Genomic DNA, 14523 nt, shown 5'->3' on the forward strand with positions numbered 1-14523 from the left:
AGGCTGGTCTTAACCGTCCTGTCGGCATAGCGCCGGAATGGATCGAATTTCTCGGGCCGGGGCGCTCATCTTTCAGCTGGCGGCCGTGATCACCGCTCTCCTGGTCCTTGCGCTTTGTCCACCCTCCCGCGGGCGGATGACGGTGCTGCCGCTCACCGCCAACGCCGGCGAGCGGGCTTTGCAGACCGCGCTCGATCACGGCGCTGGTCTTATCGGCCGCGGTCCTCTTACCGGTTCCTTCGTCATTTCGGGTGAGCTGTCACGCCTGCGCGCGCCATTACTCGCAAGCGGCGCGATGCTGTTGGCGGCCCCGGCAGGGTGCGGGGAGAGGCGGCTATGAAAGAGGCATTGGTCCGGCTGACGGCGCGGATCGCGGATTTGATCGCCCGCCCCCTCGGCCGCTACGATATTGAAGATGCGATCGATCAGTTGCGGCTGCGCGGCGTAATGCTGATGGCCGTGAATGGCTGGCTCGCCACCGCGATGATGCTGATCGCGAGCATCTGGGTACAGCCCGCCGCGACGGCGCCGCTGTTCTTCATCGGTCTGCTGGCCAACGCCGGCCCAACCTGGATGATGCTGCAGCGGCGGCGGGACGTCTACGCGCGGATGATCGTCGGCACGCTCGCCGCCGCTGTGCCGGCGATGCTGCTGTTCCTGTTGCGTGGGTATAGCTGGCAAACCGACGGCCACATGTTCTTTTTCGTCGCGCTGTCGATGCTGGTGATGTTCTGCGACTGGCTACCGATCGCGCTCGCCTCGGCATTGATCGCGGTGCATCACCTGATCCTCAACCTCATCGCGCCGACCTGGGTCTGGAATGATACCGGCGATCTTCCCCGCGTTTTCTATCACGCCTTTGCCGTGATCCTGCAGTTCGCCGTGCTGGCGCAGGTCACCACCTTGCTCCACCGCTTGCTCAGCAAGCAAAGCGAGGCAATCGCCGAGCAGCGCGCGCTGATCGATCTCGCGGAAAGCGCGCGCGCACGGGCCGGCGAGGCGCTGGCAAGCGCGCAGTCCGCCGGGAACGCCGCCGCCGCCGAGCGTGAACGCCGCCAGAAGGCCGAGCAGCGCGTCGCCATCGAGCGTCAGGCGGAGCTAGTGATCCTGGCGTCCGAATTTGAACGCACCGTGGCCGAGGTCGTTAAGACTATCCACACCTCCAGCCAAGGCCTCGAAGGGCTGGCGATCCGGCTCGATGATGTCGCCGGCGCCGCCGATCGCGAGGTCAGCGCCGCAGCGGCAGGTGCGGCGGATACGATCGGTGACATCCGTCAGGTGGCCGCCGCAATCGGCGATCTCAGCGCCTCGATCCGCACGATCGCGGTGGCGGCGGGACATCAAAACGATCTGACCGAGCGCGCCGCCGGCGATGCCGCCCGCAGCGTCGAGACGATCGCCATGCTCGACGGGCGCGTTGTCGAGATCGAAGCTTTCATCGGTGACATCCACGATATCGCCGCCAAGACCAATCTGCTGGCGCTGAACGCCACGATCGAGGCGGCGCGGGCAGGGGATGCGGGCAGGGGCTTCGCGGTGGTGGCGGGCGAGGTCAAGAGCCTCGCCGCCGATGCTGCGCGCGCCAGCGAACGGATCCGCGATCTGCTGAGCGATATCCGCACCGGCGTTTCCGATAGCGCCGCCAAGATCAACGGAGCCACCGGGGCAGTGCATGACGTTTCGAGCGCGGCGGCGCGCATATCGCATGCGGTGGATGAACAGACCCGCTATGCGGGTGAGATCGACCGCAGCGCGGCGCGTGCCGCCTCCGGCGCGGATCGGATCGAGCGGCAGATGGAGGGCGTCGCTTCCTCGATCGCATCGACCGTCTCGCTCTCGGCGCAGGTGCGGGGCGATGCGATGACACTGGCCACCAGCGCTCGCGATCTGCGCACCTCTACACAGCGCTTCGTCGCCTTTCTGCGCGATGGCGAGGTGAGTGCCGCGGCCTGAACCGCCACGGCTCTTCCCAATTCGCGGCTGCGCCTCTATCTCGCGCCGATCATGGCCACACCCCGCACGCTCTACGAAAAGATTTGGGACGCGCATCTCGTCGCGCGACGCGATGACGGCACCTGCCTTATCTATATCGATCGCCACCTCGTTCATGAGGTGACGAGCCCCCAGGCGTTCGAGGGGCTTCGCGCGGCTGGACGCAAGGTGCGGCGGCCCGATCTGACACTGGCCGTGCCCGATCACAATCTGCCGACCACGGCGCGACGCGATGCCGCAGGCAATCCGCTGCCGATCGCCGATCACGAAAGCGCCGCCCAGCTCGCCGCGCTGCGCCGGAACGCCCCTGAGTTCGGCGTGCCCTATATCGATGCGCTCGCCGCCGAGCAGGGCATCGTCCACGTTGTCGGCCCCGAACAGGGCTTCACCTTGCCGGGCACGACCCTGGTCTGCGGCGATAGCCACACGGCCGCGCATGGCGCGCTGGGCGCGCTGGCGTTCGGTATCGGCACCAGCGAGGTCGAGCATGTGCTCGCCACGCAGACGCTGCTGCTGGCGCCTTCCAAGACGATGGAGATCCGCGTCGACGGCACGCTCGGCTTCGGGGTTTCGCCCAAGGATGTGATCCTCGCGATCGTCGGCAAATTGGGCGCGGCGGGGGGCACGGGCTATGTCGTCGAATATACCGGATCGGTGATCCGAGAGATGTCGATCGAGGGGCGTCTCACCATCTCCAACATGGCGATCGAACATGGCGCGCGATCCGGCCTGATCGCGCCCGACGAGACCACCTTCGCCTATCTCAAGGGCCGTCCGATGGCGCCGCGGGGTGCCGAGTGGGACAAGGCCGTCGCCTGGTGGCGGACGCTGCCGACCGATGCCGGGGCGGTGTACGACAAGCTCGTCACGCTCGATGCCGCAGAGATCGCGCCCAATCTCACCTGGGGCACCAGCCCTGAAGATGTGCTGCCGATCACCGGCGTCGTTCCCGATCCCGAAAGCTTCGCCGATCCCGCCAAGCAGGACGCCGCGCGCAAGAGCCTCGCCTATATGGGCCTGACGCCCGGCACGCGGATGCAGGATGTGGATGTCGAGAATATCTTCATCGGCAGCTGCACCAACAGCCGGATTGAGGATCTGCGCGCCGCCGCCGCCGTCGCCAAGGGGCGCAAGGTGGCGGGCAATGTCCGCCAGGCGCTGGTCGTGCCTGGATCGGGGCTGGTCAAGCGTCAGGCCGAAGAAGAGGGGCTCGATCGCATCTTCATCGAAGCTGGTTTCGAATGGCGCGAGGCGGGCTGTTCGATGTGCCTGGCGATGAATCCGGACAAGGTGCCTGCCGGCGAACGCTGCGCCTCCACTTCCAACCGCAATTTCGTCGGACGGCAAGGACCGGGCGCGCGCACCCACCTGCTCTCGCCGGCAATGGCGGCGGCGGCGGCGGTGACGGGACGGCTGACTGACGTGCGCGAGCTGATCGGCTAAGCGAAGGCCAAGGTCACCGCCCGCACGCTCAACGCCACCAGCGCGGTGGTTGAGAGCGCGAAAAGGACAAATCGCACGATAACGCGGTTGTAGAGCGTCTGCACGAAGCTGTGGACGATGCGCAGGACGACATACGCCCAGGCCGCGAGCGCGGCATAACGCCCGCCGCCACCGAGGATCGCGATGGCGAGTGCCGCAGCGTAGAACAGTGTCGGCTGCTCCATCAGATGGACGTAATTATGCCCCGCCCACAGGCTGCGATCGGGCAGGCGGCCATCGAGCTGATGGCCGCGGCCGCCGACCAGCTTGGTGATGTCGATCCCCGCCTTCCGCATCGCCGGCATCCGCGTCACGACCGTCCAGGCGAGCATCACCAGCGACCACAGAATCAGGATCGCAACGGGCTTCAGAATTTCGGCGTGCATCGGGTCCCCCCTCGTTCGGAGGATCGACCGTATCGTGATTTCGCTCAGCCGAACAGCTTGGCCCAGGCGCGCGGCGCGCGGTCCTTCCAGAGGCCGCGGTGATAGGCGTCCGATGCCAGCAGCGGGATCACTGATCCGGCCTCGGCGAACACCATCTGCTCGATCGCCGTGTTGACCTTGCCCCAGCTCGCCGCCTCCTGAAGCGTGGAGGAGGAGCAGGCGCCGTCGCGGACGTCGGCGACGGTGATCTGCACGGCATATTTGTGCACCTCGACGTCGTGATGGCCGAGGATTTCGGCGCAGACGACGGTGTCCTGGATGAAGTTCTTGGGCACGCCCCCACCGATCATCAGCAGGCCCGAAACGCCCGCCGCGATCTTGATATCGGTGAGCTCGCGGAAGTCGGCAACGCTGTCGATCGTCAGATAAGGCTTGCCCGCCTTCATGCTATCGACCTGATGCTTGACCAGCCCGAAGCCCGCCGAGCTATCGGTGAAGGCGGGGCAGAAGATCGGCACGTCATGCTCATAGGCGAGCTTGACGAGGCTGTTCTCCTTCTTGCCATGCTCAACCAGATATTTGCCCATCTCGCGGATGAAGGCGCGCGACGAGTAGGCCTTGGGCTCCAGGCTCTCGGCGATTTCGAAGATGGTGTGATCGACGTGCTGAAGCTCTTCCTCGTCGATATAGGTATCGTAGATGCGATCGATCAGCAGCGAGCGCAGCGTATCGTCGTCCGGGATTTCCTTGGCCTGGTAATGCTTGTGGCCAAGGCCTTCGAAGAAATCCATGTCGACGATCGTGGCGCCGGTGGCGACCACCGCATCGACCATGTTGTTGCGCAGCAGCTCGGCATAAGCGTCCATGCAGCCTGCGGCCGAGGTGGAGCCTGCGATCACTAGGAAGATCGTGCAATCCTCGTCGCCCAGCATATCGTTGTAGATGCCGGTGGCGCGCGCGAGATCGCGGCTGGTGAAGCTCATCTTGCCCATCGCATCGATGATCGGGCGCGCGTCGAAGCTCTTGATGTCGATATGCTCGACGGTGGTGGAGAGCAGCTCCGCCTTGCGGTTGGTGTTGATCGGGTCGGTCATGGTCTTCCTCATCCCCCTCCCGCTTGCGGGAGGGGCTAGGGGTGGGCGCGCCAAAGGCGCGAACGGCGGAAGTGGCGATGCCCACCCCCGACCCCTCCCGCAAGCGGGAGGGGAGAAGCAGATCTCGCTATTCCTTATTCTTTACAGCGTGACGACGTTCGAGAGGCGTTTCCGCTCCACGGGCGCCTCGACATAGGCGCTCGCCATCGGCTCGTCGGTGACGGTCACCGTCTCGCCGGCGGTGAAGCCGTTGAAGCCGGTGCGCATCGCGCAGCCATAGGCGCCGAGCATGCCGATCTCGATATAATCGCCGGGGCCGATGTCGGCGGGCAGCAGGAACGGCCCGGCCATATGATCGGCATCGTCGCACGTCGGCCCGTAGAAGCTGAACGGCACCAGCTTGGCATTGGATTCTCGTTCGCGCACCAGAGCAACCGGGAAGCGCCACGCGACATGCGCAGCATCGTAGAGCGCGCCGTACGCGCCATCGTTGATGTAAAGCTCGTCATCGCGGCGGCGCTCGACGCGCACCAGCAGGCTGGCATATTCCGCCGACAGCGCACGGCCCGGCTCGGCCCACAGTTCTGCCGAATAGCTGACCGGCAGCGCTTCGAAGGCATCGTGGATCGCGTCGAAATAGGCCTCCAGCGGCGCGGGATCCATGCCGGGATAGATTGACGGGAAACCGCCGCCGACATCGATCACGTCAACCGTCACAGCCGCACCGACGATCGCCGCCCGGACATAGGCCATCGCCTGCAGATAGGCCGCGGGCGACATCGCCTGGCTGCCGACATGGAAGCAGATGCCGAGCGCATCCGCCGCCTGGCGAGCGGCCATCAGCAGCGCTTTGGCCTCATCCTGCGCTGCGCCGAACTTGGATGCGAGGCTGAGCTTGGCATGATCGGAGGGCACGCGCAGCCGCACGCACAGCGTCAGATCCGTGGCCTCGCCCGTGGCGCGGACGATCTTTTCCAGCTCCTCGATCGAATCGAGCGAGAAAGTGCGGACCCCATGATCGACATACGCTTCGCGAATCGCCTCCTCCGCCTTGACCGGGTGCATGAAGCACAGGGTCGCGCCCGGCAGCGTTTCCGCTACCAGCCGCACCTCGGCGATCGAGGCGACATCGTAATGCGTGATGCCGCCGTCCCACAGCTCGCGCAGCAGCGCGGGCGAGGGATTGGCTTTCACCGCATACAACGACTTGCCCTGAAACCTCTCGACGAAGAATCGGGCAGCGCGACGGGCGGCGTGCGGACGAACCATAGTAACCGGTGCTACCGGTTGGGAGGCGGCTAGCCCCAGCGCGTTATGATGCTTGTGCAACTCAAGGGACCTCCAGAAGCCTCACGGCCATCGTTGACGAAAAGCTGCCTTGCGGTTGGAAGTCCCCATGGGGCAGCGAGGGGGGCGATATATGGACGGGTGCCCCCCCTGTAAAGCGGCAAATGCGGGGATTTTTTCGAAGCTTGGCAAGACAGGATAAAGCGTGGAAAATCAGCGGCAAATTGTGGAAAAAGCCCCATCGCATCAAGGCGTTGTCGAAGCCCTTCGGCGGATCGCGGGAATCGTGACGTGCACCCCTTTGCTGCCGTTCGAGGCGCTGGGCCGAAACTGGTGGTTCAAGGCCGAATCGCTGCAGCAGGGCGGCGCGTTCAAGCTGCGCGGTGCGTACAACCGGCTGGCGCAAATTCCGGCCGAGGATCGGCCCAATGGCGTCGTGGCTTTTTCGTCGGGAAATCATGCGCAGGGCGTGGCGCTTGCAGCGAAGATGCTCGGCATGCCAGCGGCGATCGTGATGCCTGCGGACGCGCCCAGGGTGAAGCTGGAGGGCACGCGCGCGCTCGGCGCGGAGATCATCCTCTACGATCGCCACAGCGAAAGCCGCGAGCGGATCGCCGCCGCGCTGGCCGATGCGCGCGGCGCGGTGCTGGTGCCCTCGTTCGACGATAAAAATGTGATCGAAGGGCAGGGGACGGTGGGCCTCGAGATCGCCGCTCAGCTGGGTCATGCCCCGGCGCGCGTGGTGATGCCCTGCGGCGGCGGCGGCCTGGCGGCCGGGATCGCGCTGGCGCTACCGGACAGCGAAATCATCGTCGCCGAACCGTTTGGCTGGGAGGATATGGGCCGGTCGCTGGAGGCAGGCCATATCGTCGAGGTGCCCGCCGATGCACCCTTCACCGCCTGCGATGCGCTGCAGACCAGGCGCGTCGCCGATCAGACCTTCGCGGCGTTGAAGGAAGCCGGTGCGCGCGGGATCGCCGTCACCGAGGCCGAGCATCGCGCGGCCATGCGCTTCGCCTTCGGGCTGGGGCTGGTCGTCGAGCCCGGGGGTGCGGTGGCGCTGGCGGCGGCATTGGCGGGCAAACTGCCGCAGGATGGCGTGGAGACGGTGATCGTCTGTTCGGGCAGCAACGTCGATCCAGTGGCCTTTGCGGAGGTTTTGCGGGAAGCCTGAATCTCCGTTTGCCCTGAGCTTGTCGAAGGGCTGTTCTTCTTTGCGCGGCTGTAAGAAGACAGTGCTTCGACAGGCTCAGCACGAACGGAGAGAAGCGATGACAGGCCAAATCCGCGTCGGCATCGGCGGCTGGACCTATGAGCCCTGGCGCGAGAGCTTCTATCCGCCCAAGCATCCTAAGGCGAAGGAGCTGGAATATGCCAGCGCCCACGTCACTGCGATCGAGATCAACGGCACCTTCTATTCGCGCCAGAAGCCCGCGACCTGGGCCGATTGGGCCAGGCGCGTGCCGGACGACTTCGTCTTCGCGATCAAGGCCTCGCGCTTCGTCGTGATGCGGCGCAAGCTGGGCGAGGGAGCGGAGGGGATTGCGAATTTCCTCGATCAGGGGCTGGTCGAGCTTGGTCCCAAGCTGGGGCCGATCCTCTGGCAGTTCGCGGCGACCAAGCAATTCGATGCCGAGGATATCGCTGCCTTCCTCGATCTCCTGCCGGATGCCGTCGGCGGTCTGCCGCTCCGCCACGCGCTCGAGCCGCGCCACGAAAGTTTTCGCGATCCCCGCTTCGTTGATCTCTGCCGTCAACGCGGCGCCGCGATCGTCATCGCCGATGACGAGAAGCACCCGCAAATCGCCGATCTCACCGCCGATTTCGTTTACGCCCGTCTCCAGCGCCAGCGCGAGGAAGAGCCGACCGGATATTCCGCGCCCGAGATCGAGGGCTGGGCAGAGAAGGCGAAGGCCTGGGCGGCGGGCGATGCACCGGCGGGTCTGGAGTATGCCGGCGCGCCCGCAGATGGGAAGACCGCATCTCGCGACGCCTTCCTTTTCATGATCAACGGCGCGAAGGTCCGCGCCCCCCAAGCCGCGATGGCGTTGATCGATCGGGTTTAATCCTCCCGCTCGCGGGCTGGGGAAATCAATTCATGATCCCGATCGCGGCGATCGCCCCGCCGATCGCAGCCGCAGCGCCCATGATCGTCGCAATGCGCTTCTTCATCGCCTTGCGATAGCGAACGTAGGCCGGAAGATCGATATACCAGCGCTCCGCATCCGCCGCGCGCAGGACATCGGTACGGACCAGCCGATCGAAGATCCTCTGCTGCACGAAACTGCGCGCCTCGTAGGGCACCGCGCTTTTGGGATCGATCGCGTTGGCCGCCATGAAGTGCTCGATTATCCTGCGCCGCGCCGCTGCGACCGCGGCTCCTGCTGCTGTCGCCATTCCACTTACTCCGGCAGGAAGTCGGCGACAGAAAGATAGCGTTCGCCAGTGTCATAGTTGAAGCCCAGCACTTTGGCGCCCGGCTCTTCCTTGAGCTTCTGCGCGATCGCGGAAAGCGTCGCGCCCGAGGAAATGCCGACCAGCAAGCCCTCTTCACGCGCCGATCGCCGCGCATATTCCTTGGCGTCGTTGGGATCGACCTGGATCACGCCGTCGAGCAGCTCGGTATGCAGGTTGGGTGGAATGAAGCCCGCTCCGATGCCCTGGATCGGGTGCGGCGCGGGCTGGCCGCCGGAGATCACCGGCGAGAGCGTCGGCTCCACCGCATAGACGCGCAAGGCCGGCCAGCGCTCCTTCAGCACCTGCGCCACGCCGGTCAGGTGGCCGCCGGTGCCGACGCCCGTGATCAGCATCTGCGGCGGCGCATCCTCGAAATCGGCAAAAATCTCTTCGGCGGTGGTCTGGACGTGGACGTCGATATTGGCCGGATTCTCGAACTGCTGCGGCATCCAGCTGTTGGGGGTCTGGTCGATGATCTCGAGCGCGCGTTCCAGCGCACCCTTCATGCCCAGCGCGCGCGGGGTGAGATCGAACTTGGCGCCGTAGGCCAGCATCACCCTCCGCCGCTCGATCGACATGCTGTCGGGCATCACGAGGATGACCTGATAGCCTTTGACCGCGCCGACCATGGCGAGGCCGATGCCGGTGTTGCCGCTGGTCGGCTCGACGATAGTGCCGCCGGGCTTGAGATGGCCGTCGCGCTCGGCGGCCTCGATCATCGCCAGCGCGATGCGATCCTTGATCGATCCGCCGGGATTGGATCGCTCGCTCTTCACCCAGACCTCGGCATCGGGGAACAGGCGCGACAGGCGCACATGGGGGGTATTGCCGATCGTATCCAGTATCGTCGCCGCTTTCATGGGCCTTACTCCTCTTGGATGGGATGTTCGGGGGGATCGAAGGACTTGGCAAGCCGCAGTTCGGGAAACAGCCACGCCCATAGCAAAGTCACGGCAATCGCGCCCACCCCGCCGAAGATCACCGCCGGCATCGCGCCGACCAGAGAGGCGAGCAATCCGCTCTCGGCCTCGCCAAGTTCGTTCGAGCCGGAGATGAACAGCGAGGAGACCGCCGAGACGCGCCCGCGCATCTCGTTGGGCGTGTGGATCTGGATCAGGCTTATCCGGATAAACACCGAGACCATGTCCGCCGCGCCGAGGATGGCGAGAAAGGCCAGGGCCGGGGCAATCGTCCGTGAGAGGCCGAAGCCCACCGTCGCCGCGCCGAACGTGCCGACGGCGACGAACATCTTGACGCCGACGCCGCGCTCGATCGGCCGGACGCTGAGGAAGATCGCGGTGATCGCCGCGCCTACTGCAGGCGCTGCGCGCAGCGGACCCAGCCCGGCGGCCCCGACATGCAGGATGTCCCGCGCATAGATCGGCAGCATCGCGGTGGCGCCGCCGAGCAGGACCGCGAACAGATCGAGGCTGATCGATCCCAGCACCACGCGGTTGCGGCGCACATAGCGCAGGCCATCGATCATCTGGCGGATCGGATGCGCCTTGGCGATCGTGGTGCGCGGGATCGGGCGGATCAGCATCAGCGCCAGGAAGGCGAGAAAGAACAAGGCCGCGGAGACCGCATAGGGCAGCCACATCGATACGCTGTACAGAAAACCGCCAAGCGCCGGCCCGCAGATCGATCCGACCTGCCAGCTCGCCGAACTGAACGCGACCGCGCGTGGCAGCGTCTCGGGTGCCACGAGATTGGGGGCGAGCGCGCTCATCGCGGGATTCTGGAAGGCGCGGACGATCCCCAGCGCCACGGCGACGGCGAAGATGGCGGGAAGCGTCGTCGTCCCCGTCCAGGCCATCCAGCCGAGCGCCGCGGCGCAGCCGACCTCGATCAGCGCGGTGATCCGCACGATCAGCCGCCGATCGATGCGATCCGCCGTCCAGCCGGTGATCAGGGTGAGCAGCGCCAGCGGCAGGAACTGGAACAGCCCGATCAAGCCGAGCTGGAAAGCCGCGCCCTTCACGTCCATCGTGCGGCGGGCGATATCATAGACCTGCCAGCCGATGATCACGACCATCGCGCTTTGCGCCAATACGTTGGAGAGGCGCGCGACCCAATAAAAGCGATAATCGCGGAAGGTGAAGGGGTGAGGGGCGGCCGCCATTGCCATCCCTTTAGGCGGCCCGAAGCCGACCCGGCAACGCCAGCTTCGCTTTTCGTCGGCGCAGCGCAGCTATCGCCGCGGCGGGCTCAGCGCAGACGGCAAAGCTTCACGTTGCGCACCGTCATCGAGACCGCGCCCTTGCTGTGGAATTCCACCTGGAAAGGCTGGCCGGTGGTGGTGACGGGGCGCGAGAAGCTGCTGGAGCCGTCGTCGCCCTTGGCGACCTTCACATCGAAATCGCGGCCGGGAATCGCGCTCGTCGCCCCGGTGAGCGTGAACAGGCCATCGTCCGAGAGATGCTTGACGTCGAAATCGGCGTTCAGCTGATAGACGCCGGCGGGCCCGGCATCGACAGTCATCGCGAAGGCGGTGGGCGCATCCTTGCTCTTCTTGTCGGGGGTGAATTCCAACACGGTGGATTTGTCGGCGGCATTGGCCGTCGCACCGCCCTTGCCCGTGCCGCTGTAGGACCAGACGCCCGCGCTGACGCAGGTCGGCGCGGCGGGTGTCTGCGCGAAGGCCGGCGAGGCCGCGGTCAGCGCGGCGAAGACTAGAAAGCGCATCATGATCTCCCTCCCGTTTGGAACGGAGGCGTATCGTGTGCTGCGGCGGAACACAATCGGCCGCGGCTCCCGTCAGGCTGTGGCGGCCTTCTCGGCCACCAGAACAGCGAATTCGCCGCGACCGATACCGATCAAGGTCTTCAAGGCACTGATCTTGCCCGCATGGCGACCGGCCTTGGGCGGGGTACGGCCCGATCGTTCGGCAATCTGGGACGAAAGCTCGATCATGAAAGGCAGCATATCCACCAGCGCTGCGAAGGCGTGGACGCGGACAAAACCCGCCTCTTTGGCGACACGCGCCAACGTCCGCGGTGCGTAAAGGATGAGGTGACGGGGCGTTTCCAGCCCGCGCCAGTCAGGGCCGAAGATGGCGTGCCCGGTCGAATCGAGATTGGGCGTTATCAGTACGAGCCGTCCGCCGTCCTTGAGCAGGCGTTTCGCCTGGCCGAGAACCGCGGCGGGTTCCTGGAGATGCTCGAAGACATTGTTCATCACGATCGCGTCGAATGACGCGGGTGGATAACCGGCGTTGGCAAGATCGCTGACCCGCGCCGTTACGCCCGGGATCTGATTAGCGGCGTTGACTGCCTTTTCGTCGAAATCGATGCCCTCGGCCTTCCAGCCCGCGGCCCCCGCCTGGCGCAAGAATTGACCCGCGCCGCAACCGACCTCCAGCAATCGGCCGGGCGGGAGATCCTCGAGGTGGAACAGGCCGGTTTTGAACTGGGCGCGGCGCCAGGGCATCAGGCGCGCAAGCCACTTCTTCAGCTGGGCCTTGCGTGATCCGCTGTCGTTATCGGTTGTAGTCGGTAGCTCGGCGGTTGCGGCATTCGCCTCGGGCGCATGGGTGTAATATGTGGCATAGAGCTTGCCGATCTCGCCGGCCGTGGGCTGGGGGTCAAGCCACCCCGCACGGCATCCTGCATCGGCGCAGCGTCGGATCGACCAGGTGCCGGGCGCACCGAATAGCCGATCGCGCAGCCCGGAATGCAGCACGGGGCCGGCCTTGCCGCAGACGGGACACAGCGGCGCAGCTAAGCACCCAATTCCCTCATTATCGATCGCCGCCCCCAACGCTTGCGCTATTGATCGAGGAAGCTGCGCATCTTCCGCGAGCGGCTGGGGTGCTTGAGCTTGCGCAGCGCCTTGGCTTCGATCTGGCGGATGCGCTCGCGCGTCACGCTGAACTGCTGGCCGACTTCTTCCAGCGTGTGATCGGTGTTCATGCCGATGCCGAAGCGCATGCGGAGCACGCGCTCCTCACGCGGAGTCAGCGAGGCGAGCACCCGCGTCACCGTTTCCTTGAGGTTGGCCTGGATCGCGGCATCGACTGGGATCACCGCATTCTTATCTTCAATAAAGTCGCCCAAGTGCGAATCTTCTTCGTCGCCGATCGGCGTTTCGAGGGAGATCGGCTCCTTGGCGATCTTCATCACCTTGCGGACCTTCTCGAGCGGCATCGACAGGCGCTCGGCCAGCTCCTCCGGCGTCGGCTCGCGGCCGGTCTCGTGGAGGAACATCCGGCTAGTACGGACGAGCTTGTTGATCGTCTCGATCATGTGGACCGGGATGCGGATCGTGCGCGCCTGATCAGCGATGCTCCGCGTGATCGCCTGCCGGATCCACCAGGTGGCGTAGGTGCTGAACTTATAGCCGCGGCGATACTCGAACTTATCCACCGCCTTCATCAGGCCGATGTTGCCTTCCTGAATAAGATCAAGGAATTGCAGCCCACGGTTGGTATATTTTTTAGCGATCGAGATGACGAGGCGGAGATTGGCCTCGACCATCTCCTTCTTGGCGATTCGCGCCTCGCGCTCGCCCTTCTGCACCATGTTGACGATACGGCGGAATTCGATGAGCGCCATGCCCGTCGCCTGCGCGATCTCGCTGACCTCGGCGCGGATACGCTCGACGCCCGCGCCTTCCTCGGCGGCGAAAGCGGCCCACTTCTTGTCGTTCTTGGCGTTGGTCTCGAGCCAGCCTTCCTCGGTCTCATGGCCGACGTAGCGATCGAGGAAATCCTTGCGGGTCACGCGATGACGCTCGGCCAGGCGCAGCATCTGCCCGCCCAGCGTCGTCAGACGGCGATTGTAGGAATAGAGCTGATCAACGAGATATTCGATCTTGGCCGCGTGGAACTTGACACTCTCCACCTCGGCAGTGAGGTCTTCGCGCAGCTGCTGATATTTGGCTTCCTGCGCCTTGGGGAAATCGTCGCCCACGCTCATCGCGGCGACGCGCGCGCCCTGCACCTTGCTGAAGCTTTTATAGAGATCGGTGATCGACGCGAAACGCTCCAGCGCGGCGGGCTTGAGCTGCTCCTCCATCTGCGCGAGGCTGAGGGTGTTGTCCTCTTCCTCATCGTCGGACGGACGCGGCACGCGCCGCTCGGTCATCGATTCCTCATCTTCATCGTCGGAAGCGGCGGGGGCCTCCTCGGGCTCCTCCTCTTCCTTGAAGGTTGGGCCGGCGTTGGTCTCGCTGATCTCGCCGGTATCGTCCTCGGCGCTGGCTACCTGCTCGGCGGTCGGGCCCTTGGAGACCATCGCCTCGAGATCGAGGATCTCGCGCAGCTGCATCGTGCCTTCGTTGAGCGCGGTGGACCAATCGATGATCGCGTTGAAGGTGATCGGGCTTTCGCACAGCCCCAGGATCATCGTATCGCGGCCGGCCTCGATGCGCTTGGCGATGGCGATCTCGCCCTCACGGCTGAGCAGCTCGACCGCGCCCATCTCGCGCAGATACATGCGGACGGGATCGTCGGTGCGATCGACCGTTTCCTTCTTGGGCGCAGCGGTGAAGACCGCATCGCTATCATCGGCGGCGGCGACTTCCTCGTCGTCCGCGTCGTCCTTTTCTTTCTGCGATTCGGTATCTTCGCCGGCGTCTTCATTCTCGACGACGTTGACGCCCATCTCATTGAGCGCGGACATCACGTCCTCGATCTGATCGGTGGACATCTGGTCCTGCGGCAGGGCCTCGTTCAGCTCATCGACGGTGATGTAGCCGCGCTTCTTGGCGCGGGCGATCAGCTTCTTGAGATTGCCCTCGTTAAGATCGAGTAGAGGCGCGTCGGAGTCTGCGCCACCGTCGCCGTTCAATCCCATTTCCGCCGTGTTGGTCTTCGCCATCTGAAC

The 14523-nt window shown here is 65.2% G+C and carries 14 protein-coding genes; 5 read left to right on the forward strand and 9 right to left on the reverse strand.

The genetic code is table 11. The features are described 5' to 3' along the window. Positions 1–85 precede the first annotated feature (85 nt). The 3 genes from FHS31_RS01985 to leuC are packed head-to-tail and all read left to right on the forward strand — an operon-like array spanning position 86 to position 3435. Positions 86–340 carry a hypothetical protein gene (locus FHS31_RS01985; RefSeq protein WP_341786262.1) on the forward strand — a complete coding sequence of 85 codons (255 nt, stop codon included), beginning with the start codon at positions 86–88 and terminating at the stop codon, positions 338–340. Next, complete coding sequence (locus FHS31_RS01990; RefSeq protein ID WP_167071482.1) at positions 337–1953, forward strand: methyl-accepting chemotaxis protein; 1617 nt, start codon at positions 337–339, stop codon at positions 1951–1953. The genes FHS31_RS01985 and FHS31_RS01990 overlap by 4 nt, the downstream gene beginning before the upstream one ends. A 51-nt stretch (positions 1954–2004) precedes the next feature. Next, positions 2005–3435, forward strand: coding sequence for a 3-isopropylmalate dehydratase large subunit (leuC, locus tag FHS31_RS01995; protein ID WP_208408489.1), 1431 nt, complete (start codon positions 2005–2007; stop codon positions 3433–3435). Here leuC and FHS31_RS02000 read toward each other — a convergent pair. The 3 genes from FHS31_RS02000 to FHS31_RS02010 all read right to left on the reverse strand — a co-directional run bounded on the left by FHS31_RS02000 (position 3432) and on the right by FHS31_RS02010 (position 6283). Beyond that, positions 3432–3860 (reverse strand): MAPEG family protein, encoded by a 429-nt coding sequence (locus FHS31_RS02000; RefSeq protein ID WP_167071484.1) that lies wholly within the window; start codon positions 3858–3860, stop codon positions 3432–3434. The two genes, leuC and FHS31_RS02000, sit on opposite strands and share 4 nt — an antisense overlap. A gap of 44 nt (positions 3861–3904) precedes the next feature. Beyond that, positions 3905–4954, reverse strand: a complete 1050-nt coding sequence (locus FHS31_RS02005) for a 1,9-bis(guanidino)-5-aza-nonane synthase (RefSeq protein ID WP_167071486.1) — start codon at positions 4952–4954, stop codon at positions 3905–3907. 141 nt (positions 4955–5095) lie between these two features. Beyond that, a complete protein-coding gene (locus FHS31_RS02010) occupies positions 5096–6283 on the reverse strand; it encodes a type III PLP-dependent enzyme (RefSeq protein WP_167071487.1) in 1188 nt (395 codons plus the stop codon). Between the two features lie 241 nt (positions 6284–6524). On the opposite strand from FHS31_RS02010, the gene FHS31_RS02015 reads away from it, so the two are divergent. Beyond that, entirely contained in the window at positions 6525–7415 is an 891-nt protein-coding gene (locus FHS31_RS02015) for a threonine ammonia-lyase (protein ID WP_341786280.1), read from the forward strand. Between the two features lie 97 nt (positions 7416–7512). Beyond that, entirely contained in the window at positions 7513–8307 is a 795-nt protein-coding gene (locus FHS31_RS02020; protein WP_167071489.1) for a DUF72 domain-containing protein, read from the forward strand. 25 nt (positions 8308–8332) lie between these two features. Here FHS31_RS02020 and FHS31_RS02025 read toward each other — a convergent pair whose 3' ends face one another. The 6 genes from FHS31_RS02025 to rpoD form a co-directional block, all read right to left on the reverse strand. Next, complete coding sequence (locus FHS31_RS02025) at positions 8333–8578, reverse strand: hypothetical protein (protein WP_167071491.1); 246 nt, start codon at positions 8576–8578, stop codon at positions 8333–8335. 65 nt (positions 8579–8643) lie between these two features. Beyond that, complete coding sequence (gene cysK / locus FHS31_RS02030; protein ID WP_167071493.1) at positions 8644–9558, reverse strand: cysteine synthase A; 915 nt, start codon at positions 9556–9558, stop codon at positions 8644–8646. Positions 9559–9563: 5 nt separating this feature from the next. Then, positions 9564–10820: an MFS transporter gene (locus FHS31_RS02035; RefSeq protein WP_167071495.1), complete on the reverse strand. Its 1257-nt coding sequence runs from the start codon at positions 10818–10820 to the stop codon at positions 9564–9566. Between the two features lie 86 nt (positions 10821–10906). After that, positions 10907–11386 (reverse strand): hypothetical protein, encoded by a 480-nt coding sequence (locus FHS31_RS02040; RefSeq protein ID WP_167071497.1) that lies wholly within the window; start codon positions 11384–11386, stop codon positions 10907–10909. Positions 11387–11455: 69 nt separating this feature from the next. Next, entirely contained in the window at positions 11456–12379 is a 924-nt protein-coding gene (locus FHS31_RS02045) for a methyltransferase domain-containing protein (RefSeq protein WP_167071499.1), read from the reverse strand. Between the two features lie 86 nt (positions 12380–12465). Beyond that, positions 12466–14517, reverse strand: a complete 2052-nt coding sequence (gene rpoD, locus FHS31_RS02050; protein WP_167071501.1) for an RNA polymerase sigma factor RpoD — start codon at positions 14515–14517, stop codon at positions 12466–12468. Positions 14518–14523: the final 6 nt, after the last annotated feature.

The organism is Sphingomonas vulcanisoli (assembly GCF_011761305.1).
Lineage (GTDB): Bacteria > Pseudomonadota > Alphaproteobacteria > Sphingomonadales > Sphingomonadaceae > Sphingomonas_I > Sphingomonas_I vulcanisoli.